This window comes from Macrococcus carouselicus (assembly GCF_004359515.1).
Taxonomy (GTDB): domain Bacteria; phylum Bacillota; class Bacilli; order Staphylococcales; family Staphylococcaceae; genus Macrococcus; species Macrococcus carouselicus.
In genome coordinates this window covers 1,053,746-1,075,762 of record NZ_SCWD01000001.1, presented here as the reverse complement: position 1 = coordinate 1,075,762, position 22,017 = coordinate 1,053,746, and the positions used below count along the sequence as shown (strand labels likewise).

Below are 22,017 nucleotides of genomic sequence, written 5' to 3'. Positions count from 1 at the left end.
TCTTGAACTTAATAAAGTAATTAATTTTTTTTGAAAAGATTTGAGAATATTTTCCTTATAAGCATTGAATCCGTTTATAAATTAATATAAACTTGTATATAACCATGTAAATAACATATTTATGCACAAGGGGGAAATATCTTGGAAATATTGATGAGCTTATTGTTACTTCTACTGATTCCAGTCAGCCTCGGCTTAATCATCGCAATAATGGTCAGTTTGATAAAAAGGAAACCGGTTAAAAGACTCAGTCTCAGTCTGCTCGGTTCAATCGTGTTATTCTTCGTATTAGGATCAGCATTGCCTGTGGATAGTGCAAGCAGTGAAGCGGGATCTAAAGACGAAAAAGCGGAAGTCGCAACGGTACCGGTAAAGGAAAAACCGACAACGGAAAAGCCGACAACAGAGAAACCGACAACGGAAAAGCCGACAACGGAGAAACCGACGACAGAGAAACCGACGACGGAAAAGCCGACGACGGAGAAACCGACAACGGAAAAGCCGACGACGGAGAAGCCGACGACGGAAAAGCTGACGACGGAGAAACCGACGACAGAAGCACCAATCAAAAAAGGGACAACTGATCATATCCCGGTCACTTTCGCCAAACATGTTGACGGAGATACGGCTTATTTCAATATCGACGGTGAGGAGAAGAAGTTCAGATTCCTGCTGATCGACACACCAGAAACGAAGCATCCAAGAACAGGCGTACAGCCATTCGGACCAGAAGCATCGCAGCGTACACATGAACTGCTGGCCAATGCATCAAACATTGAAGTGGAATATGATATAGGGGAGAAAGCAGACCACTACGGCCGCCAGCTCGTCTATGTCTACGTCGATGGACAGATGCTGAATAAGATTCTGGTAAGAGAAGGACTGGCACAGGTGAACTACGTCTATCCACCGAATACCCGTCACCTGAGTCAGCTGAAAGAAGCGGAGAACCAGGCGAAAGCAGAACAAATCGGTATCTGGTCACTGGCCATACCATTTGACGAAGCGACAACAGAAGCACCTGTCGTAACAGAATCACCTGTCATCACAGAAGAGCCCACAGTACAAGAGCCGCAGAACTTCACAACACCACCGGCGCAAGGTGCAGCAGAAGTATTTGCGAACTGTACTGAACTGAAAGCAGTCTATCCGGGTGGCGTATCACAAGGGCATCCAGCTTATCAGGATAAGATGGACCGTGATCATGATGGCTATGCGTGTGAACCAAGTAGATAAATTATAGAACAGCATCTGAGAGGGTGCTGTTTCTTTGTAAGTTAATGCCGTAATTATTAATTATAGTGTATTTTAATGGTTAAAAGTGAATTATTGCTAATTTTGAAATAAAAAATTTAAAAGGGGGTTTATCTGCTATGTTCGATTTAAAAACGGAGATGAATATGTCGATACATAGAGAGATAGAACGTTATCTGGAGAAGCATTACCAGCTGTATTTCAATAAGCAGATCAAGATGAAAGTCACGCATCTGGTGGATAAGGGGTATTATTATCAGTTTCATCTGTGGCGAGGAAATGTGCTGTCAATTAGTGAGACAGTGTGGAAGGATGATCTGAGGGGAAAAGCCGAATAAGTATTTTGCAGTTAAACTGGTATCAAAGGGCATCAGTTTTTTTGTATACTGAAAGTGTAAATAAAATATTTTGTTGATGAGTGATGAGGGATTAAATGAATAATTTTAATCATAATGAGAAGGAATCTTATGTTTTTGAAACTTATGGTCCATATCAAGTTCATAATGGCGAATTTCAGTTAAATCAAAAATCTTTAGATATTGAAAAAACGATCAAATATTTTATTAATAATAATGAATTTAAAATAGCTAAAGAATTACTCATGAAGAATAATTATGAAGATATATTGAATTATATTAATCAAGAGCAGTCAACACATTTGAATGAAATTCCTTTTAATATTAAATTAATTGGTAATCAAGATATTGAAGTAGATCAAGATTTTCAGTTGTTAGAAAGTAAACTTATAACCAATAATTTTGATACATCAGAAAATTTATTAGATCACCTAATATCAGAACTTAATACATGTGATAGTTTTGATATTATAGTAAGCTTTATAAAAAATTCTGGTTTAAACATTTTGGTCAGTACTTTAGAACAGTTGAACAGACGGGGAATTAAGGGACGTATTATTGCAACTACATATATGAGTGTTACTGATCCAGCAGCTCTTCGTAATCTAATTAAGTATGATAATCTAGAAGTAAAAATTTATGAAAGTTCAAATCAATCAGACAGCTTCCATACAAAAGGATATATCTTTCATCGTCATCAAACCAATGGAAGTATTCAAGATGACTTGAGTTCAGTGATTATTGGATCATCTAATATATCAGCAGTAGCCCTTAAGACTGCTGAAGAATGGAATATACGAACGTATAAACGACAAAGTGATAATATTTTTAATGCAACTTGTCAAAGATTTGAAGAAGTATGGAATAATGAACAAACGCATCAAGTTACTGATAGCTATATCACACAATATGAGAAATTCATAAAAGATAAAAATATCTATAGACCATATTTCTATACGTTTAATTCTCAAAATAAAACTTCAAATCAAAATGGTGAATTTTTAGTTCCTAATTCGATGCAAAAAGAAGCGCTAAAAAACTTAGAGCTATTAGTTCAATCAGGTGAAAATAAAGCACTTGCTATAGCTGCAACAGGAACAGGAAAAACTTTTCTTGCAGCATGGTGTGCAAAACAATTACAACCGGAAAAAGTATTGTTTATAGCGCATCAAGAGGAATTACTAAATGGTGCATTAAAAACTTTTAAAAAAGTATTTAATGAACTTAATGAAAATAATTTTGGGAAATTCATAGGTAGGATAAAAGAAAATAAACCCTTTACCTTTGCTTCAATACAAACCCTTAATAATCATTGGCAACAGTTTGACAAAAAAGAGTATGATCTGGTGATTATTGATGAATTTCATCATGCTGCTTCACCCACTTATACAAAGATAACGAAGTATTTTCAACCTAAGTTTTTACTTGGCCTTACAGCGACACCAGAACGCACGGATGGTAATAATATCTATAACCTTGTAGATAATAACGTCATTATAAACATAAGATTAAGAGAGGCCTTAGAACATGAATTACTTGTACCGTTTCAATACTACGGAATCAATGATGATTTTGTAGAACTAGAAAATAAACATTATTCAGAAGAAGAGATTCTAAAAGCACTCGTAAAACACAATAATGAACGTGTAGATTTTATTATTGCTAATATAATGAAGTATGCCGTTGAAGGTAAACGAAAGTGTATTGGTTTCTGTCAAAGTATTGAACATGCTAAATTGATGTCAAAAGAATTTAATCAAAATGGTTTTGTCACTACCGTATTAACAGGCAGTAACAATTCTGCTGAACGTACAGCAGCTATAAAGAGATTACAAAATGATGAAGATAAACTCGAAATTATTTTTACGGTAGATTTGTTTAATGAGGGTGTCGATATACCAGACATTAATTTAATCTTATTTCTACGACCCACTAAATCTCCAATTATATTTACGCAACAATTAGGAAGAGGACTACGTAAACATCCACAAAAAGAAGTTTTAGTAGTACTGGACTTTGTCATTAATGATACTAATAACTATATGATCCCAATAGCACTTATAGGAGAAAAGAACTTTAAGAATAAAAACGAAATAAAGACACATATTAAACGCAATCTAAAAGATTTATCCAAACACATGCATATTGAACTAGATAGAAAGTCAAAAGAAAAAATCCTTAAATCATTAGAATCATTCAAACCCTTTGCTAAAAAGAATATTATTAGAGAGATATTAGAGTATTATCAAGATATTAAAGAAAATGACGCTGAAAGGAAACTAAATATACTTGATTTTGAAAATGAAGATGCGCCTAACTTGAATTATATTTCTAAAATTAAAGGTTTTTCTAATATGTCACAAATCAATCGTATGATCAAAATGGAAAGAGAAGTTGATCGACTTATAAATAGTAAAGAATATTTATCATATATTTTTACTGCACTCAGTTATTTCTTACCATTAAGACGCCTATTTGATTTTATTGTTATAACCAATACATTCATTGAAGGTGTAGCTACTTTAGAAAATCAAACTAACTTTATTGAAAAACATTTTGATATTAAGTTAAATGAAACGGCTAAAAACAAACTTAAATTGTCATTACTAAGAGTAGGCAAGAAATACGACAAATTAATAAAAATAAACAATGATAGTTTAGTATCAATCTATAAATTTGAAGAAGCGGTCAGAAACGAACTAATCATGTATCAAACATTTGGCCTTAATCAATATCGAAAAACAATGCATATTGAATATCTTAAAAAAGACATACCATTTGAATTAGGTAAAGAATATTCAACATTAGATCTTGCTGATATGATGCGAGAAAATTCAGCAAGTGGGCCATGGATGAGAGGATTTGAATCAAAAGGGAACCATCATTTTATATTAGTGACGATTAATAAAGATGAATCAAAGAAAAAGGTTAATCACGACTACCATGATTATTTTATTAATAATCATAAATTTCACTGGGAGTCATCAAGTAGTGCAAGTGAAACAAACAAAGTTAAAAAGTTACTTCAAAAAGGAAATGTGAATGATCACTTTCATTTACTAGTTAGAAAAAGTGCTAAAGACCTTTTTACACAGCCTTATAAATATCACGGAGAAGTAACAGTTGATTCTGTATTAGGGGATCAACCGATAAATGTCATATGGAACCTGAAGGAACCAGTATCAAAATTTGTACTTGAAGAATATTTGGATCAATAAAGGAGAATGCTAAGCATTCTCCATAATTTTTTTGACAGCAGGGATGTCTGCAGGCGCCCATTCTAATAAATGTAATTCATGAGCAGACAACCATTTAATTTGTTTGTGTTCTGCTAAGTTAATACTGTCTGAAATAAGCCTTGAATAAAAGGTAGTAAGTTCAATGGTAGCAAAGTCGTATTCATGAACTGTTGTTACTACTTTATCTAATACCTCTATATCACAATTCATTTCTTCTTTTAACTCTCGCACTAGAGCATCTTCAGGTGATTCATCTAACTCTATCTTCCCACCCGGGAATTCCCATAACAGAGGTAAAGACATAGATTCGCTACGCTGTGCACAAAGAATTTTATCATTTTTTAATATAATAGCTCCAACGACTTTAATATACTTTTTCATAATAACACCCTTTAATAAAGTTTCTTAACTATTTATTATAATATAATTTTATTACTTTATGAGAATTCTTGCAGACTTTGCAGGAATTCTCTTTTTTGTTTTAGCAATTGATAATCTCGCAAATAAAAAGCGAGGTTATTGTAATGAATAATGAGGAAATGATGGCTGCTATTAAATATCATCGGGAGAATTTAGGTTTCTCATCAACTGAAGTAGCAACAGCGATAGGTTATGATGTTTCTAAATATTCAAGACTCGAAAATGGGCATCAGTATATCACCCTGGTAGAGGCTGTAAAGATTGCCCATCTATTCGGTATGAAGGTTGATGAACTGATTCGTATCCCGTCGAAGAAGAATCGATAAGTCCGTTGTCTCTGCTCTAAGTGTGACAGTGACGTGAAGAGCACCCAGGTCAATCCACCTGGGTGCTCTTATCACTTATGCTTGTTGTTGAAGTCAGTATTGCTGAATACTATTATGAGTGGAATGACGCTCAGTCCGATAATCATCATAGTGCCACTCATGACACGCCCCGTCAGCTTATGATTTGAATGCCTGCTCTATACATTGGTCTTCTCCTATAGCAAATGATACGAATTCGATGATAGATAACATGGGTTCTTTCTCAGATATTCATGTTGTTATACCCGCTACGATGGATATTTCACCTTAAAGTTTTCTTAAAAGTTCCTCATTTTCCTGAAATGTGCAGTTGTTCACTCTATAATAATAGTATGAGAGCGATGAGGGGGATGAATAATAATGACGAAACGGTTCGTACTTTATGCTTTGACAGTATTGATTCTTGCGACGACCATCACTTATTTGATTAATCCGGACTTGAAATCTGTACTGGACGGGGTCTCTGCTAGAAGAAGCGAACGGCTGGAAGACGTCACGGGTCTCGTCAAGGTTCGCGAGTATGTAATCAATAATGGTTTCGTAGTGCCTCTCCAGATGCTGCTCTTCGCCTGTATCCCAGTTCCATTTCTCTATATAATCCAGATTACAGCCACTGCTGCTCTGCCGGGTGTTCTATTCGGACTGATCCTCAGATATGATAGTCATGAAGCCTTTGCTATCATCGCTTCTTCGTTACCTCATGCTGTTCTGGAACTCAGCGGCTTATGTCTATTCGCGAGCTTACTGTATCGTCTGAATACAAGTATCTGTCAGTTCTGCTGGCAGAAGTTATTGAAGCGTCAGCCCGAGTACTGCTTTAAGGAAGAACTGATGAATCTGTTTAAAAATTACTTCCTGCTGGTACTGCCTCTAATCATCACTGCTGCCTTCACAGAAGAGTATGTGTCTGATTCCATCTATAGACTGTTGCATTAGAAAGAGCATCAGTATTTTTCAGGTTATCATTTTACTCATCCATTTATTTTAGATACAATAATTGTAAGTATAAGGAGGCGTTGTCAATGGGTTTATTTGATCAGTTAATGGGAAATTCCAGCGAACAGAATCCACAGGATGTACAGAACGAGTTTGAAGGTTATTTGCTGCCTGATGAAGTGGTGGAGGCAAGTTTCGTTCTGATCCGTGATCTATTTGTCTTTACGAACAAACGTATTCTGATTGTGGATAAGCAAGGATTATCGGGTAAGAAGATTGAATTCATCACGGTGCCTTATAAGTTCATCCGTGCATTCAGCGTGGAGAATGCAGGCAGATTCGATATTAATGCCGAGCTCAAGCTCTACGTTGCAGGGATGCCGGCACCGCTTGTTAAATTATTTGACAGTAAGACAGATATCACTGCACTGCAGCAGCTGATTTCTAGACATGTGCTGTAAGTGTTATTTCACGACAGATCTTCGCATCTGTCGTTTTTTAGTATGTTGAGTGAAAGGAGTTTATGAGATGTCTTATATTGCAGGTATTGATTTTCTGAACACTAAGCTGTCACCCTTTGTTCAAGTTGAGGATAGGCACCGGATCAGATTCAGAATTGAGACACTTTCTATAGGTGCTTTTAAGGCGTTACTTGAGCAATTATCTTCAGATTTATCGACGCTCGTCTTTACAAAAAAGCTGGAATCTTATGGTCCGATGAAGACGTTTTATTTACATCGTTATATCAAAATCTCTAACTGGCAGGTACTGCCTTGTGCAATTGACCGGCTTTATTTTGTGAAGGTGCAGCATATTGATAGAGAGGACATCATACAGCTATTCAAGGCATATAGACGGAAGAGGTCTATGCCGCTTCTCATGTACTTTTATAATGATCAGACTGTCATGAGACTGAGTCCTATCTATCTGGATATTATTTCTGATGATATTGATCTTATTGATGAACTTAAACATTGCTTTGCTCAGAGAGTCACTGAATTTGATGGTCTCCCTGTCATATCTGAGGAAGAATGGCTGAAGTGAGGACACAGGCTGCTTATCCAATCCGCACTTCTTGCGAGAAGTATGGGTTTGTATTTTTCCATTATTTTATAGCTAAACCAATATTGTTATATTACAATTAAAGGGATGATGATAATAAGGGGGATGAATATGGTTAAACCTGAGGATGAAAGAGAACGTTTAGTGCAGAAAGAGCTCAATGCAGGTAACAGTCTGCGGAATGGTGTGGAGGATAATCAGCTGCATCAGCTGACGGGTGGTATGAATACCGGGCAGCTGGGAATCGTTATTTTATTGCTGCTTATTATCATACTGACAGGTTGGCTTATTTTTAAATAAGGTGATAAGGGGAATGGGGATGAAAAGACAACTAGGATTTATCATTGCAACTGGATTATTACTCAGTGCATGCAATAGTGATGACACTGAGTCAAAGAAAAATGAGAGTGATGTAAAGGTATCCGATAAAGCTGAAAAGGAAAGGCTGACAACGGAAATAACGACTGAAAAACCGATGACAGAAGATTTAAAAAGTATCGAAAAAACGATTGATATCAATTCAGCAGCCTTTAAAAACAGCTTCGTTCAGGCATCCGGTGAAGGCTACCAAGGTATCGAACCGGGTCTGACATATGCTGAAGTTAAAAATAAACTCGGTCAATATAACGGTACTAACGATTTCGCAGGAGGTCTGAATTTTAATTTTGGTAGTTACGCACTTATATTTGATGGAGTGACAACTGAAAATGAACTCACTGATCGTTCTAAGGTTGAATATGTTTACATTACGCCGGATCAACAGAAGGACTTAGCTGTATTTTCTGAAGTCTGGGGAGAAAAAAGCGATTATGCGAGTCTTCCGCCAAGTGGTGTAGCTTCGATTAATTACTATGATGTTGATGGAAAACGCATCAATGCAATGGTCGCTAACGGCCAAGTCATTATGGTGACGAAACATGATATTCAGAAAATTACTAATGGAAAAAACGAATCAGCAGAAGTCAGATTTAATAATGGGAAAACACATCTCATATATCCTAAGATTGATACTTATGAGTATGGACAAGTAATATTGACGAATTCATTCAACATCTACGGCTTTCATGCTGGAGACCCTGTAGGTGACTTAATCAGTAAATTAGGACAACCTGATAAAACTTTTGATGACGATCTCGGTACTACTTATCAGTATGATAACTTTGCAGTGACAGTTAAAGACGACAGAATCTACCGATATTTATTAAATGTTAAAGAAGAACCGCTTGATCCAGATCTCCAATCTATCTGGCAAGTGACATCTGAGGATACACAGAGTGAACTAGCACGTTTCGATGGTAATAAGACCAATGGATTTTATGTAGAAGTCAATCCTGACATGGGACCAGTTGGTGGCATTGATTCTATAGCCATAATTGGCGAAAATTATCAAGGCCCTGAGGTGGGACAGCCCGATAATGACATTTTGAGTAAGGAAACTATTTTAAGTGAAGATTTTGCCTAATTATTGATAGTGAGGATGGTGACTACACTGTCTATGATATGGATAAAACGAATGGTTATCATGTAGAGATTCTTTCCACTGGAGTTAATGATGATGTTCAATCTATCATCATTCATGGTCAAGACTATGAAATTAATCATCTATGATAGGAGGTGTAGTTGAATCATTTTAATGCCATGAATCGCGCAACGAGTGTCGTGAGGACAGTGGTAAGGCTGACATCAGAATTTCTGATTAAAATTTTATTGATATAATATTTTATCATAATAAATTGTGAAAAAAGATTTAGTGATTCAAGTAACGATAGACCTGCACCTTTTTATATGCGATATAAATGCAAAAGACAATATGCTATTACCCTTTCTGTCACACAAATATAATATAGAATGAATCATGTTCTTGATATAATAATCTCACTCATACGGACAGATGAGAAGTACAGATAGAGATGAGTATCATTACAATGATAGGGGAACGGATATGCCGTATTTTGAATTTTTAATTGCATTCAAAAAGAAAGATATGAAAATGATTGATGAAATTCTGGATACAGAACTTCATAGTTCGATTGTCAGCGTGGAAGGTGGACGTCGTAATCTGGATAGAGCAGCTGTTCTGGATTTAATTGAGAATAAAATCAATATCACCGATCACTGGGATTTCGATATCGTCTACAAGACCAATGTACGTGACCGAATAATTGCCTTTATCGAAGTGCACCGTGAGAAGGACGGCAAAGGCGGGAAACGTGAGAAAGTGGTCTGGTTTATGACGTTTTATAAGCGAGGCGACGGATACAAGCTTGTACGGCTGTATGCGGAAGAATTGATATAAGTAAAAAAAACAAGATTTCTGTCAGAGACAGAGATCTTGTTTTTTGATTCAGGTCTTTACGTACTTAGAAGTTGATCGCCTGGACGAAGAATCTGGAGTGCTGATAATGGTAGGTCAGTTTGGAATAGTCAAAGGGTTCGCCGGTTCCGAGATAAACCACCTGATCGACAAAGAGGGCGGGAGCCCCTGCCTGTAGCTGCAGTTTCTCTCCCTGCTCTTCATTTAATGTATCCACATGGAGATAGATATCGGCAAAACTGATATTGAGCTTAAGTCCTTCTGCTAGATACTTGAAGATGGAGCCTTCCGCTATTTCACTGTTCAGATAGGTGACGATCTTTTTAGGGAAGTAGGATTCTTCTATACATAAACGATTACCATCAATATTTCTCAATCGTTCTACATAATAGACTTCATCCTCCTCGCTGAGTTTCAGGTTCAGCATGACTTCCTCTGTCGGTTTCATCAGTTCTAATTTAAGCAGCTGTGTCGTGACGGCAAAGTCTTTCAGCTCCTCAGTGAATCCTCTGTTCGTCAATAAGCTGACGTAGCCTTTTCTTCTCTGGCGTCTGACAAAGACACCGCTGCCGCGCTGCTGAAAGATAGCCCCTTTTTTCTCCAGGATATCCATTGCCTTAATGATGGTACTTTTACTGACTTGGTAGTGTGCGGCATAGGCTTCCACACTGGAGAGACGTGTCCCCTGTTCGAGTTCATTTTCATGTATGTGCTGTTCTATATCTTCAGCAATCTGTTCATATTTCTTCATAGCAAGCAAATCCTCATCTCATTGTCATGATTTTATTATACATGAAATATCAGGTCATGATTTGATTAATTATACCGGTATAATTATAATATAAATGTATAATTTTTTTGAAGGAGGAACGAATATGACTCAATTACCACAGGATTTTCTATGGGGCGGCGCACTGGCTGCTCATCAGTTCGAAGGCGGCTGGAATAAAGGGGGAAAAGGGCCGTCTGTTGTGGATGTGCTGACGGCAGGCGCGCATGGTGTGCCGCGTCGTATTACTGCTAAGGTTGAACCGGATGAATTCTATCCGAATCATGAGGCGATTGATTTTTATACGCATTATAAAGAAGATATTGCATTATTCGCTGAAATGGGACTTAAAGTGCTGCGTACATCAATCGGCTGGACACGTATCTTTCCGAAGGGTGACGAAGCGGAACCGAACGAAGAGGGTCTGCAGTTCTATGATGATGTCTTTGACGAGCTCTTGAAGCATGGCATCAAGCCGGTTATTACGCTCAGTCATTTCGAGATTCCGCTTCATCTGGCGCGGGAGTATGGCGGTTTCCGCAGTCGTAAAGTCGTTGATTTCTTCGTGCGTTTTGCTGAAGTGGTGTTTAACCGCTATAAGGATAAAGTCGAATACTGGATGACATTCAACGAGATCAACAATCAGATGGATGTCAGTAATCCGCTCTTCTTATGGACGAATGCCGGTATTCAGGTGGAGGAAGGGGAAGACGCCCGTGCTGTCATGTATCAGTCTGCCCATCATCAGCTGCTGGCAAGTGCAAGAGCCGTGCAGCTCGGTCACAAAATCAATCCGGACTTCAAGATCGGCGCGATGGTCTCGCATGTGCCGGTCTATCCATTCTCATGTCATCCTGAAGACATTATGGCAGCAGAGATTGCGAACCGTGAACGCTTCTTCTTCCCGGATGTTCAGGTCAGAGGAAAGTACCCCGCTTACGCACTGAAGGAGCTGGAGAGAATCGGCGTCAGTCTGCCGATTGAAGAGGGTGACGAGAAGATTCTCGCTGAAGGAACAGTTGATTACCTGGCGTTCAGCTACTACATGTCAACCGCTGTCAAACATGATGCGGTGAATGCCGGCAGTGACAGCATTATCAACGGCGGTCTTGATAATGGTGTGGATAACCCTTATCTTGAGGCATCGGACTGGGGATGGACGATTGATCCTGATGGGCTCAGATATGTGCTGAATACCTTATATAACCGTTATCAGCTGCCGCTCTTTATAGTTGAAAATGGTTTCGGTGCAGTGGATGAAGTAGTGGACGGGGCCATCCATGATCATGCACGTATCGATTATTTCAGAAGTCATATCGAAGCAGTCAAGTCAGCTGTGCTTGAAGATGGGGTGGATTTATTAGGTTACACGCCCTGGGGCATCATTGATGTGGTATCGTTCACGACAGGTGAGATGAAGAAACGCTACGGGATGATTTATGTGGACCGTGATAATGACGGTGACGGGACGCTGAAACGGCTGAAGAAAGATTCATTTGACTGGTACAGAAAGGTGATTGAGACGAACGGGCAAGCGCTTTAGTTCAAAAAGAGAAATCCGGGAATCAAGTGATGATTTCTCAGGGGAAAACAAGATGTACACTTATATGCGTTATGTATGCAATAAGCAGAATTAATTATTTGAGATGGCATAAAAAATTAAGTGATATCTTCTCTGAAATGCTGCTATAATAATATGAAACCATAAAATAGAAATCAATAATGGCTGTCAGAATGCAGGTCTATCTTGATATTTCAGTAGTAAATGTCACGCACGTATTGATTAACTAGAGGAGAGAGTTATGCCATATTTTGAATTTTTAATTGCAGTAAAGAAAAAAGACATATCAGCTATTGATCAGATCATGGCCGATGAGATTTACAGTTCAGTAGTGGAATCAGACGGCACCCGGCGTAACCTGGACCGTCCAGCGCTGCTCCATGTCATTGAGAATAAAGTGATGGAGACCTGTAACTGGGATTTCGATATTGTCTATAAGACAAATGCTCAGGAAAGGATTCTGGCGTTCATTGAAGTGAGCCGGGAGATTGAAGAGAGCGACAGGAAAGAAAAGGTCGTCTGGTTTATGACGTTCCACCGCTCTGGAAAATCGTATAAGCTAGTCAGTTTCTACACTGAGGAACTGGAATAAGAGAGAAGCGTAAGACCGAGGTCTCACGCTTCTTTTTAGTCAGCAGGATGATGGGCAGGGATTCCTGTGTCTGATCTCCTCATTAAATCAGGCTGTTCGCTGATATGCTGCGCATGCCTGACTGACAGATCACATAGAGCTCCTGCTGACTGTCTTTGCTGTGTTCTTATATTTGCGTCACGGCTGTTGGTTTTTATGACGGTACGATGAACTTTTTTAAGGTCCATTCATTCGTTACTATGTTAAAGTGGATAATAACGAAAACTCGGTCTGTGATTGAGACGTCTCTAAAAATGAAAGGAAACGCAATGAAAAAATCCTATATGATCATGTATATCTTTATGACAGGGGCGTTCTTCACATTTCTGAACGAAACGCTCCTCAATATTGCGCTGACTGAGCTGATGCATTACTTCAAGGTGGATGCACCGACAGTCCAGTGGCTTGCGACCGGCTTCATGCTGGTGATGGGGATGCTGATGCCGCTGTCCGCTTCTCTTGTGCAGTGGTTTTCGACCCGGAGAATGTTCATGGGTCTGATGACGGTCTTTCTCATGGGTACGCTGATTGCCGGCTTCGCGGTCAACTTCCAGATGCTGCTCTTAGGTCGGATGATCCAGGCGGCTGGGACGGGGCTGCTCATACCGACAATCATGACGGCGATGCTTCTGCTCTTTGAACCGCATGAGCGGGGGAAGGCGATGGGAAACTTCGGACTGGTCATGATGTTCGCACCGGCTATCGGTCCGACATTATCCGGTATCATCGTCGACTTCTTCGGCTGGCGCTGGCTCTTCTTCTTTGTCGCGCCGTTCGTCATCGGATCGATCCTGCTCGCCTACCGTTACCTTGAGAATGTCACTGAGGTGACGAAGCCGAAGATCGATCTGCTGTCCGGCGTCCTGTCATCGCTCGGTGTTGCGAGTGTCATCTATGATTTCAGCTCTGTCAGTACAAGCGCAGGCGGATTTCTGAATCCTGTTGTCCTTACGACGATTATTCTCGGGACAGCCGCGCTTATTGCGTTCGGTCTGCGTCAGCGGAAGCTCGCCGATCCGATGCTTGACCTCTCTGTCTTCAAGTACGCGAACTACAGCCGGGGTATGTTTATCTTTGCTGTCGTCGTCATGGCTATGTTCGCATCGAACATTGTGATGCCCATCTATCTGCAGGGGCCGATGGAATTCTCAGCGAAGGTCGTCGGCATGATCTTGCTGCCGGGTGCTCTGCTGAACGGTCTCCTGTCCCCTGTCATGGGCCGGATCTTTGACAGGACCGGGCCGCGCAAGATGATCATTCCGGGACTGACGGTGCTTTCCTTGGTGATGCTCTTCTATTCATTGATCCATCCAGGTATCCCGATGTATGTCTTTATCATTGCTTATATCTTCCTTATGGTGAGCATCTCGATGATCATGATGCCGAGCAGCACGAACGCACTGAACCAGCTGCCGAAACATCTCTATCCGCACGGCACGGCCATCAGCAATATGATGCAGCCGCTAGCGGGTGCGATGGGCGTCTCCATCTTCATCAGTATCATGACGCATGGGCAGAACCAGGCGCTGAAAGGAATCAGTCAGCCGACCACAGGCCAGCTCAATAACGCGCTGACAACCGGTGTCCATCATTCGTACTGGTTTGCGACATTCCTGGTCGTTACCGGTCTGGTCATGTCTTTCTTCATCACACGCAGTGTTCCGCCGGAAGAGCAGAAGAGCTGAAGCAATCGCTTCAGCTTTTCTTTATTTTCCGACGGTTTCTGCCTGCTTCACCTCGTTCGGGATATCAAGTTTGATGTTATTGATATCAGTGAACGTCGTGACGGCATCATTCTGGATGGTTGTCTTGCTGTTCTTCAGCGTCAGTTCATTGGTGATTTTCTCTATCTGATTGTTCTTGTTGAAGCTGACGGTGATCTTATTATGGATCTCCGGGAACTGCTTCTGCAGGTCCTGGATGGCCTTCCTGTCATTCTTCTCCTGACCGAACACTTTCAGGTACTGTTCATAGCTTGAGAGGGTCTCCGTCAGTGTGCCTTCAGAATATTTCGCATCCTGCAGCTTATTCAGCAGCTTGAACTGCTCGTTGTAGAGGAGCGGTGCCGTCATCGTCAGCAGCTGCGAACCGCCCAGTTTCGTCGCATCTATCCATTCACCGTTCTGCTGCAGAATTGCTTTGTTGTCATAGACGTAGAACTTGCCGTTCTCCTCCTGATTCCTGACCGTCACTTCCTGGTTGTCATCTGTGTCTTTCTTCAGGCTGAGATAAGTATTTGATTCTGTGCCGTTTTCCAGCACCTTGTTCCTATAGGACGAGGAATAGGATTTCACATCCTTTTTCGCCTCCTGCGCCGCCTTGATCTGAGAAGGGGTGTCTGTCACTTTGATTTCCTTATCTGACTGGCAGCCGGCAAGAAGGGCTGTTGCCAGTAATCCAGCTGTTAATTTTCTGTACATAATCGGCCTCCGAATTTCATCTGTCTTTAGTATAATGATAATAACGGTTCATCCGCAACTGAAGTGCGGTATGATGGAACTAAATGCATGCGAAAGGAAGAATGAAATGAAACTCGCAATTATCGGTGGCGGCGTAGCTGGGACGCATGTCCTCAAATATCTAATGAACGACAAACTCAGCAGGAAGATGGATATCACGGTCTTTGACGACCAGAAATATATGGGGAAGGGACGCGCATTCCAGTATGAGGATGTGGAGCTGCTGCTGAATTATCCCGCCAACCAGCTGTCCATGAAACGGAGCAGCCCGGATGATTTCCTCAAATGGGTGGAGAAGAACCGCTCGCTTGAAGAGATTCAGAACCGTGAAGGTGACAACACTAATGCGGAAGGTAATATCTACTTCTCGCGGCAGCTGTTCGGTCATTATATGAAGGATCAGTTTGAGGGACACGTCAGAAAAGGTAAAGTGACGGTTGTGACGAATCATATCAGAGCGGTGAAGAAAGAAGGGGACGGCTATACGCTGCACACTCAGGAAGATAGCTACAAGTTCGATTACGTCTTTATGACGAGCGGTCAGCTGTACCCGAAAGATCCGTATCAACTTGAGGGGACAGAGAACTATATCGCCTGGCCATATCCGCTCTACACGCTTGACGTTGAACCTGATAAGGATTATGCCATCATAGGTGCCGGGCTCAGCGGACTCGACTGCATCCGCTATCTGCATCAGGAAGGCGCGCGTCAGGTGATCGTTGCCTCGCATTCTGGTGAAGTGCAGTCTGTCCGGGGGAAGATGGTGACTTATAAGTTCAAGTACTTCACGGGCGCTGCGTTCCGTAAGGTCCGTAAGAAGAACAATGACTTCATCCCGCTTGAAAAAATAGTTGAGCTGTTCAAGCAGGAATGCGAGCATCAGGGGATTGACATCAGCAGGTTCTACGGCGTGTCCCGCAGAAATCCGCTGAACGCTATGCAGTTTGACCTGAAAAATCACACGGCAATCGGCGCCCTGCAGTCAGCCATCTATCAGATGATGTGGGAGGCACCGCTGATCTGGCCGTATATGACACTTGAGGACAAAGAACGGTATCAGCAGGAATATGCACCGTTCATCGACCACTATTCCAATCCGATGCCTGAGCCGAGCGCCGAGGAGCTGACTGACCAGCTTGAGAATAACGAAGTGGTCATCAAGGCAGGACTGAAAGCTGTTGAATATAAATACCGCAAGTTCAGACTTCACTACGAGGATGGCACGGAAGACCGCGTCCATTACGTCATCAATGCAACAGGGCCGGCGAGACATCTCAGTCAGACAGAGCCGGATGCCATGATAGAAGGACTGCTGAATGACGGGCTGATTGCACCGCATCATGACGGTGGTATCCAGGTGCTGCCCGAGGACAGCAGGATCATCAGTCCGAAATACGGCGTACTGGATAACTTTGTAGCGCTCGGTCAGATGACGGGCGGCGTCAATTTTAAGAACAACGGTGTACATGAACTGCTGCTGGAAGCAAGAAGGGTCGTCAAAGCATTTTATTCGCGTATTAAATAAGGGGGAATCAGTATGCATCAGGAAGCAGATCAGACATTATGGACGGGGCGTCTCGATAGTGAAGACGTGCCGGCACATTTCAGACAGTTTCAGACGGTGAAGTTCAGCAGGCAGGCAGATGTTGCGTGGCTCGGCTACGCTATTGATGAAGGGGTCAGGCTGAACAAAGGCCGCATGGGTGCAGCAGCAGGGCCGGATGCCATCCGCCGGGCATTCGCCGGGCTTCCGGCCCGTGTCGATGTAAGTGATTACGGCAATGTCGTGCATGACCATGACACTTTGATTGAGACGCAGAGGGAGTATGCGGAGATAGCTGCTGGCCTGATGAAGGACAGCCGGCTGACCCTTCTTGTCGGTGGCGGCCATGATATCGCGTATGCACAGTACATGGCGATGAAGCAGGTATATAAGAAGCAGAAGATTGGCGTCATCAATATCGATGCGCATTTCGATAACCGTGAGGAAGTGTCACCTACATCCGGGACGAGCTTCAGATATATGCTGGAGGAAGATGATGCGCTCCGTTATTTCGTGCTCGGCATCCAGGAGGCGGGCAATACACAGGCACTCTTTGATTATGCGGCAGCGAACAGAACGTCTTATGTGCTGGCGGATCACCTTGAGCACGTCAGTGAGGACGTGGAACGTCAGCTGCATGAATTTATCCGTGCACATGACGTCATTCTCTTCACCATCTGTATGGACGTTATTGACAGTGCCTATGCACCGGGTGTCAGCGCTTCAGCTGTCTTCGGTCTGACGCCGCAGGTGGTGGCGCGTCTGAGTCAGATTGTGATGCAGTCGGGTAAAGTTCCATCAGTCAGCATTGCAGAAGTGAACCCGGCATATGATGCTGATAACCGGACAGCGAAACTCGCTGCCCACCTGCTCTACCGGATCGCCCAGTAATTCTGGCAGAGTCGTACCAGGGAAAGCACTCGTTCTGAGTGCTTTCTTTTTTTGGCGTAATTGATATAGATGGAACGGCTGAGACTGGGTGATATCGGAATGACTGACAGATAATCAGCATTCAGTGACTGATAGTAGACGCGCGGAATGACGGCGTAACCCATGCCGTTTCTGACGAAATAGGTCGCCGCCTCGAAACGGTCAACCTCCATGACGATGTTCATACGATAGTTAAGGCGTGTGAAATAGTCATCCAGATGTTTGCGGACCTGATACTGCTTGTTCGGCAGAATGAGCGGCAGACCTTGCAGTGAAATCGCGTCGTCCTCGAATTCTTCCGGCGGCACAAGGAGCAGATAGTCTTCTTCATAGAGCTGGATTGATTCAATATCCGCATGATGGATGGCTTCGTTGGAGAGGGCAAGCTGGTCATCATAACTGATGAGACGCTGTATGATCTGCGAATGATCCATCATTTCGGTGATCTGATAGCTCTGATCGGGGTACTCCCGGTGATGCTGCTGGGTGACAGATGAAATCCACTGCGCTGTGGATTCGAGAATGGAAAGCTTGATCTTCGGTTCAGCGCTCCGCTTTAAGTCATACATCTTCTCTGCCGTCTGTTGATAGTGACTTACAAGTTCCGCAGCATACTGATAGAAGAGAATACCTTTTTCCGTGATCTTGATTTCTTTAGTCGTCCGGTTCAGCAGCGGGTAGTCGAGCTCATTTTCCAGCTTCTTGATGGCGGCCGTAAGAGACGGCTGGCTGATATGGAGCACCTGGGCCGCTTTTGTGAAGCTGTTCAGCTCAACGACCTTGATGAAATATTCAAGCTGTATGATTTTCATGACGGGCCTCCGTACTATTCTTTTTATTTTAATTATAGCTTTTAACTATCAATAAATAAAATTTTGATATTAGTTATCTATGAATAAAGGATCTATAATAAAGGTGCAAAGAAAATTCTGATAATAAAAGGGGCGTTTGAGATGAGAAATATCCGGGCGAAAAAAGGTCTTGAAATCGAATGTAAAGGATGGGAGCAGGAAGCGGTTCTCCGTATGCTCTATAACAATCTGGATCCTGAAGTGGCAGAGCATCCGGAGAGTCTGGTGGTCTACGGGGGTATCGGCAAGGCGGCGCGTAACTGGGAGAGCTTCGATGCGATTGTCGAGACGCTGAGAAATCTGGAGGCGGATGAGACCCTGCTGATTCAGTCAGGAAAACCGGTCGCGGTCTTCAAGACGCATGACGAGGCACCGCGCGTACTGCTGTCAAACTCAGTACTGGTGCCTAAATGGGCCAACTGGGAGCATTTCCACGAGCTGGATAAGAAAGGCCTGATGATGTACGGCCAGATGACAGCAGGAAGCTGGATCTATATCGGGTCTCAAGGGATTGTCCAGGGGACTTACGAGACATTTGCTGAGCTGGCGAACCAGCACTTCGGTGGCAGCCTGAAAGGGACTGTGACACTGACTGCCGGTCTCGGCGGTATGGGAGGTGCACAGCCGCTTGCCGTGACGATGAACGGCGGTGTCGTCATCGGTGTCGACGTTGACGAAAGCCGTATCGATAAACGGATTGAAACGCGCTATACAGACGTCAAGACACGTGATCTGGACGAGGCGCTGCGTCTCGCTGAGGCAGCACGCGAGAAGGGCGAGGCACTCTCTATCGGTCTTGTCGGCAACGCGGTTGATACGCATAAGGCGATACTGGACAAAGGCTTCAGGATTGATGTCATCACGGACCAGACAAGCGCTCACGACCCGCTGAACGGTTATGTGCCGCAGGGCTATTCACTTGAGGAAGCAGCGAAGCTACGTGAAGATGATCCGAAGAAATATGTCGAGTTAGCTGAAGCATCGATGGCCAGGCACGTTGAATATATGCTCCAGTTCCAGCAGAACGGAGCTGTGGCATTTGACTACGGTAACAACATCCGTCAGGTCGCGTTCAACAATGGAGTCGAGAATGCCTTTGATTTTCCGGGCTTCGTCCCTGCCTATATCCGACCACTCTTCTGTGAGGGTAAAGGACCGTTCCGTTTTGCGGCGCTCAGCGGGGATCCGAAAGATATCGAACGTGCGGATGAAGAGATGAGAAAGCTCTTCCCGGATAACGGGAAACTGCTGCGCTGGCTGGATCTGGCACAGGAAAAAATCGCATACCAGGGCTTACCGGCACGTATCGCATGGCTCGGTTACGGTGAACGTGTCAAGATGGGTCTCGCGCTGAACCGTCTCGTGCGTGAAGGTGAGATCTCCGCGCCGATTGTCATCGGCCGTGACCATCTCGATTCAGGGTCTGTCGCAAGTCCGAACCGCGAGACAGAGTCCATGAAGGACGGCAGTGATGCAGTGGGTGACTGGGCAGTCCTGAACGCGCTCATCAATACAGCAGCGGGCGGCTCATGGATCTCATTCCATCACGGCGGCGGTGTGGGGATGGGGTACTCGCTGCATGCCGGAATGGTGATCGTCGCTGACGGCTCAGAACGTGCGGACCGCAGACTGGAGCGCGTGCTGACGACTGACCCGGGCATGGGTGTTGTCCGTCATGCGGATGCGGGTTATGATATTGCTGTAGATGTTGCCAAGGAACGCGGCATCCATATTCCGATGATTACGGGGAGTGATAAGGTATGAATGATTTACTGATTCAGCATATCGGTCAGCTGCTTCTGCCGAAGAAGACGGACAGACCGCTGAAAGGGAAAGAGCTTGACGAACTGAAGATCATTGAGGACGGCACTGTCGTGGTGAAAGACGGCAGAATTATCTATGCCGGCCCGTTCACTGAAGACTACGAGGCGCGTCAGACGATTGATGCGACCGGTAAGGTCGTGTCACCGTCCTTAGTCGATGCGCATACCCACCTTGTACACGGGGGTTCGCGTGAGCACGAGATGTCATTGAAGCGCCAGGGAGCGAGTTATCTTGAGATCCTGGAGCAGGGCGGCGGCATTCATTCAACGGTCAGAGCGACGCGTGAAGCAAGTGAGGAGGAGCTCTTCAGAAAGTCGGAGTACCATCTGCTGACGATGATGCACCACGGCGTGCTCGCAGTTGAAAGCAAGAGCGGCTACGGCCTCGACAAAGAGAATGAACTGAAGCAGCTGAGAGTATCACATGCACTGGCAGATAAATATAAGCTGGATATGAAGCATACATTTTTAGGGCCGCATGCGGTGCCGAAAGGGCGAGAAGGCCATGCATTTCTGGAGGAAATGATTGCCATTCTGCCTGATGTGAAGGAATATGCTGATTTCGCTGATATTTTCTGTGAGACAGGTGTCTTCACGATTGATGAATCAAGATATTATATGCAAAAAGCCAAGGAAGCGGGCTTCCGGGTCAAGATTCATGCAGACGAAATTGATCCCCTCGGCGGACTGGAGCTTGCCATCGAGGAAGACGCGATTTCTGCGGACCATTTGGTGGCGGCAAGCGACAGAGGAAAAGAGATGCTGAAGAACAGCGATACCGTTGCGGTATTATTACCGGGCACAACCTTCTATCTCGGTAAGAACGACTATGCAGATGCGCGGGGTATGCTTGACAATAATGGTGCCATCGCTGTCGCGACAGACTTCAATCCGGGCAGCTGTGTGACGAATAATCTGCAGATGGTCATGGCCATCGCGGCGCTTAAACTGAAGCTGACACCGAACGAAATCTGGAATGCGGTGACAGTGAACGCTGCTAAAGCGATCGGTCTGGAGGCCGGTACGATTGACGCCGGTGACAAAGCGAATCTTGTTATCTGGCATGCACCGAACCACGAGTATATTCCGTATCACTACGGGATCAATCACGCTGAGAAAGTGATCAAGGACGGCAAGGTCATCGTGGACAGAGACCTGTCGATTGAAGTTTAAAGCTAATGGCCCCAGAAACTGACGCTGAATAGATTCAGACTGATAGCCGTCTTCTTATATTTGCATTTTTCGTGAATGTTCTGTACCATAAGACCGTTAGGAAACTAACAAAATTCAATATGATATTCTTTCGGGGCAGGGTGTAATTCCCAACCGGCGGTGATAGCCCGCGACCCTCTGTCGTTTTTGATGGAGGCTGATTCAGTGAAACTCTGGAGCCGACAGTTAAAGTCTGGATGGGAGAAAGAATAAGACACCGTTGTAAAATGGTTTATTTAGCGATGAATCCTTTTATATAAGGTCTTATTTGTGATACTTAAATTTAAGGCGC

At 43.3% G+C, this 22,017-nt stretch carries 21 protein-coding genes and 1 riboswitch; of the genes, 17 read left to right on the top strand and 4 right to left on the bottom strand.

Annotation, left to right across the window (positions count from 1 at the left end):
* Positions 1-141 precede the first annotated feature (141 nt).
* The 3 genes from ERX40_RS05405 (at position 142) to ERX40_RS05395 (ending at position 4,828) form a co-directional block, all read left to right on the top strand.
* On the top strand, positions 142-1,236 hold the full coding sequence (locus ERX40_RS05405; protein ID WP_243712918.1) for a thermonuclease family protein: 1,095 nt from the start codon (positions 142-144) through the stop codon (positions 1,234-1,236).
* Between the two features lie 137 nt (positions 1,237-1,373).
* The gene (locus ERX40_RS05400) at positions 1,374-1,592 is read left to right on the top strand and encodes a hypothetical protein (RefSeq protein ID WP_133417471.1); all 219 of its coding nucleotides are present in this window, start codon (positions 1,374-1,376) and stop codon (positions 1,590-1,592) included.
* Between the two features lie 95 nt (positions 1,593-1,687).
* Positions 1,688-4,828, top strand: coding sequence for a DUF3427 domain-containing protein (locus tag ERX40_RS05395; protein WP_133417470.1), 3,141 nt, complete (start codon positions 1,688-1,690; stop codon positions 4,826-4,828).
* Between the two features lie 9 nt (positions 4,829-4,837).
* Here the strand turns inward: ERX40_RS05395 and ERX40_RS05390 are convergent, their stop codons facing one another.
* Positions 4,838-5,230: a (deoxy)nucleoside triphosphate pyrophosphohydrolase gene (locus ERX40_RS05390; protein ID WP_133417469.1), complete on the bottom strand. Its 393-nt coding sequence runs from the start codon at positions 5,228-5,230 to the stop codon at positions 4,838-4,840.
* 143 nt (positions 5,231-5,373) lie between these two features.
* On the opposite strand from ERX40_RS05390, the gene ERX40_RS05385 reads away from it, so the two are divergent.
* The 7 genes from ERX40_RS05385 to ERX40_RS05355 all read left to right on the top strand — a co-directional run bounded on the left by ERX40_RS05385 (position 5,374) and on the right by ERX40_RS05355 (position 9,928).
* Complete coding sequence (locus tag ERX40_RS05385) at positions 5,374-5,595, top strand: helix-turn-helix transcriptional regulator (RefSeq protein WP_133417468.1); 222 nt, start codon at positions 5,374-5,376, stop codon at positions 5,593-5,595.
* 399 nt (positions 5,596-5,994) lie between these two features.
* Positions 5,995-6,570 (top strand): stage II sporulation protein M, encoded by a 576-nt coding sequence (locus ERX40_RS05380; RefSeq protein ID WP_133417467.1) that lies wholly within the window; start codon positions 5,995-5,997, stop codon positions 6,568-6,570.
* 86 nt (positions 6,571-6,656) lie between these two features.
* Complete coding sequence (locus ERX40_RS05375) at positions 6,657-7,031, top strand: PH domain-containing protein (RefSeq protein WP_133417466.1); 375 nt, start codon at positions 6,657-6,659, stop codon at positions 7,029-7,031.
* 67 nt (positions 7,032-7,098) lie between these two features.
* Positions 7,099-7,614, top strand: coding sequence for a hypothetical protein (locus ERX40_RS05370; RefSeq protein ID WP_133417465.1), 516 nt, complete (start codon positions 7,099-7,101; stop codon positions 7,612-7,614).
* A 129-nt stretch (positions 7,615-7,743) separates the two neighbouring features.
* On the top strand, positions 7,744-7,932 hold the full coding sequence (locus tag ERX40_RS05365) for a DUF6366 family protein (RefSeq protein WP_133417464.1): 189 nt from the start codon (positions 7,744-7,746) through the stop codon (positions 7,930-7,932).
* Between the two features lie 19 nt (positions 7,933-7,951).
* Complete coding sequence (locus ERX40_RS05360; protein ID WP_133417463.1) at positions 7,952-9,094, top strand: hypothetical protein; 1,143 nt, start codon at positions 7,952-7,954, stop codon at positions 9,092-9,094.
* 429 nt (positions 9,095-9,523) lie between these two features.
* Positions 9,524-9,928 carry a hypothetical protein gene (locus ERX40_RS05355; protein ID WP_165980667.1) on the top strand — a complete coding sequence of 135 codons (405 nt, stop codon included), beginning with the start codon at positions 9,524-9,526 and terminating at the stop codon, positions 9,926-9,928.
* A gap of 64 nt (positions 9,929-9,992) precedes the next feature.
* Here the strand turns inward: ERX40_RS05355 and ERX40_RS05350 are convergent, their stop codons facing one another.
* The gene (locus ERX40_RS05350) at positions 9,993-10,697 is read right to left on the bottom strand and encodes a GntR family transcriptional regulator (RefSeq protein ID WP_133417461.1); all 705 of its coding nucleotides are present in this window, start codon (positions 10,695-10,697) and stop codon (positions 9,993-9,995) included.
* A gap of 124 nt (positions 10,698-10,821) precedes the next feature.
* Between ERX40_RS05350 and ERX40_RS05345 the strand changes: the two genes are divergently transcribed.
* From ERX40_RS05345 to ERX40_RS05335, 3 genes are all read left to right on the top strand, one after another.
* On the top strand, positions 10,822-12,258 hold the full coding sequence (locus ERX40_RS05345) for a 6-phospho-beta-glucosidase (RefSeq protein WP_133417460.1): 1,437 nt from the start codon (positions 10,822-10,824) through the stop codon (positions 12,256-12,258).
* Between the two features lie 259 nt (positions 12,259-12,517).
* Positions 12,518-12,868 carry a hypothetical protein gene (locus ERX40_RS05340; protein WP_133417459.1) on the top strand — a complete coding sequence of 117 codons (351 nt, stop codon included), beginning with the start codon at positions 12,518-12,520 and terminating at the stop codon, positions 12,866-12,868.
* A 308-nt stretch (positions 12,869-13,176) separates the two neighbouring features.
* Complete coding sequence (locus tag ERX40_RS05335; protein WP_243712916.1) at positions 13,177-14,592, top strand: MDR family MFS transporter; 1,416 nt, start codon at positions 13,177-13,179, stop codon at positions 14,590-14,592.
* A 21-nt stretch (positions 14,593-14,613) separates the two neighbouring features.
* Here the strand turns inward: ERX40_RS05335 and ERX40_RS05330 are convergent, their stop codons facing one another.
* On the bottom strand, positions 14,614-15,327 hold the full coding sequence (locus tag ERX40_RS05330; RefSeq protein ID WP_133417457.1) for a hypothetical protein: 714 nt from the start codon (positions 15,325-15,327) through the stop codon (positions 14,614-14,616).
* 106 nt (positions 15,328-15,433) lie between these two features.
* Between ERX40_RS05330 and ERX40_RS05325 the strand changes: the two genes are divergently transcribed.
* Together ERX40_RS05325 and hutG are read left to right on the top strand one after the other, a co-directional pair.
* Positions 15,434-16,891 carry an FAD/NAD(P)-binding protein gene (locus ERX40_RS05325; protein WP_165980666.1) on the top strand — a complete coding sequence of 486 codons (1,458 nt, stop codon included), beginning with the start codon at positions 15,434-15,436 and terminating at the stop codon, positions 16,889-16,891.
* 12 nt (positions 16,892-16,903) lie between these two features.
* Positions 16,904-17,800, top strand: coding sequence for a formimidoylglutamase (hutG, locus tag ERX40_RS05320; protein WP_133417455.1), 897 nt, complete (start codon positions 16,904-16,906; stop codon positions 17,798-17,800).
* Here the strand turns inward: hutG and ERX40_RS05315 are convergent.
* Positions 17,782-18,651, bottom strand: a complete 870-nt coding sequence (locus ERX40_RS05315; protein WP_133417454.1) for a LysR family transcriptional regulator — start codon at positions 18,649-18,651, stop codon at positions 17,782-17,784. The two genes, hutG and ERX40_RS05315, sit on opposite strands and share 19 nt — an antisense overlap.
* Positions 18,652-18,792: 141 nt before the next feature.
* Between ERX40_RS05315 and hutU the strand changes: the two genes are divergently transcribed.
* Positions 18,793-20,454: a urocanate hydratase gene (gene hutU, locus ERX40_RS05310; protein ID WP_133417453.1), complete on the top strand. Its 1,662-nt coding sequence runs from the start codon at positions 18,793-18,795 to the stop codon at positions 20,452-20,454.
* Positions 20,451-21,686 (top strand): imidazolonepropionase, encoded by a 1,236-nt coding sequence (hutI, locus tag ERX40_RS05305; RefSeq protein WP_133417452.1) that lies wholly within the window; start codon positions 20,451-20,453, stop codon positions 21,684-21,686. The genes hutU and hutI overlap by 4 nt, the downstream gene beginning before the upstream one ends.
* A gap of 122 nt (positions 21,687-21,808) precedes the next feature.
* A riboswitch (FMN riboswitch) is annotated at positions 21,809-21,938 on the top strand.
* Positions 21,939-22,017: the final 79 nt, after the last annotated feature.

What these genes read in the sequence shown, in the direction of transcription:
- ERX40_RS05400 (WP_133417471.1), top strand. Translation starts at nt 1,374, where the DNA reads ATGTTCGATTTAAAAACGGAGATGAATATGTCGATACATAGAGAGATA.
- ERX40_RS05395 (WP_133417470.1), top strand. Translation starts at nt 1,688, where the DNA reads ATGAATAATTTTAATCATAATGAGAAGGAATCTTATGTTTTTGAAACT.
- ERX40_RS05390 (WP_133417469.1), bottom strand. Translation starts at nt 5,230, where the DNA reads ATGAAAAAGTATATTAAAGTCGTTGGAGCTATTATATTAAAAAATGAT.
- ERX40_RS05385 (WP_133417468.1), top strand. Translation starts at nt 5,374, where the DNA reads ATGAATAATGAGGAAATGATGGCTGCTATTAAATATCATCGGGAGAAT.
- ERX40_RS05380 (WP_133417467.1), top strand. Translation starts at nt 5,995, where the DNA reads ATGACGAAACGGTTCGTACTTTATGCTTTGACAGTATTGATTCTTGCG.
- ERX40_RS05375 (WP_133417466.1), top strand. Translation starts at nt 6,657, where the DNA reads ATGGGTTTATTTGATCAGTTAATGGGAAATTCCAGCGAACAGAATCCA.
- ERX40_RS05370 (WP_133417465.1), top strand. Translation starts at nt 7,099, where the DNA reads ATGTCTTATATTGCAGGTATTGATTTTCTGAACACTAAGCTGTCACCC.
- ERX40_RS05365 (WP_133417464.1), top strand. Translation starts at nt 7,744, where the DNA reads ATGGTTAAACCTGAGGATGAAAGAGAACGTTTAGTGCAGAAAGAGCTC.
- ERX40_RS05360 (WP_133417463.1), top strand. Translation starts at nt 7,952, where the DNA reads ATGAAAAGACAACTAGGATTTATCATTGCAACTGGATTATTACTCAGT.
- ERX40_RS05355 (WP_165980667.1), top strand. Translation starts at nt 9,524, where the DNA reads ATGAGAAGTACAGATAGAGATGAGTATCATTACAATGATAGGGGAACG.
- ERX40_RS05350 (WP_133417461.1), bottom strand. Translation starts at nt 10,697, where the DNA reads ATGAAGAAATATGAACAGATTGCTGAAGATATAGAACAGCACATACAT.
- ERX40_RS05345 (WP_133417460.1), top strand. Translation starts at nt 10,822, where the DNA reads ATGACTCAATTACCACAGGATTTTCTATGGGGCGGCGCACTGGCTGCT.
- ERX40_RS05340 (WP_133417459.1), top strand. Translation starts at nt 12,518, where the DNA reads ATGCCATATTTTGAATTTTTAATTGCAGTAAAGAAAAAAGACATATCA.
- ERX40_RS05335 (WP_243712916.1), top strand. Translation starts at nt 13,177, where the DNA reads ATGAAAAAATCCTATATGATCATGTATATCTTTATGACAGGGGCGTTC.
- ERX40_RS05330 (WP_133417457.1), bottom strand. Translation starts at nt 15,327, where the DNA reads ATGTACAGAAAATTAACAGCTGGATTACTGGCAACAGCCCTTCTTGCC.
- ERX40_RS05325 (WP_165980666.1), top strand. Translation starts at nt 15,434, where the DNA reads ATGAAACTCGCAATTATCGGTGGCGGCGTAGCTGGGACGCATGTCCTC.
- hutG (WP_133417455.1), top strand. Translation starts at nt 16,904, where the DNA reads ATGCATCAGGAAGCAGATCAGACATTATGGACGGGGCGTCTCGATAGT.
- ERX40_RS05315 (WP_133417454.1), bottom strand. Translation starts at nt 18,651, where the DNA reads ATGAAAATCATACAGCTTGAATATTTCATCAAGGTCGTTGAGCTGAAC.
- hutU (WP_133417453.1), top strand. Translation starts at nt 18,793, where the DNA reads ATGAGAAATATCCGGGCGAAAAAAGGTCTTGAAATCGAATGTAAAGGA.
- hutI (WP_133417452.1), top strand. Translation starts at nt 20,451, where the DNA reads ATGAATGATTTACTGATTCAGCATATCGGTCAGCTGCTTCTGCCGAAG.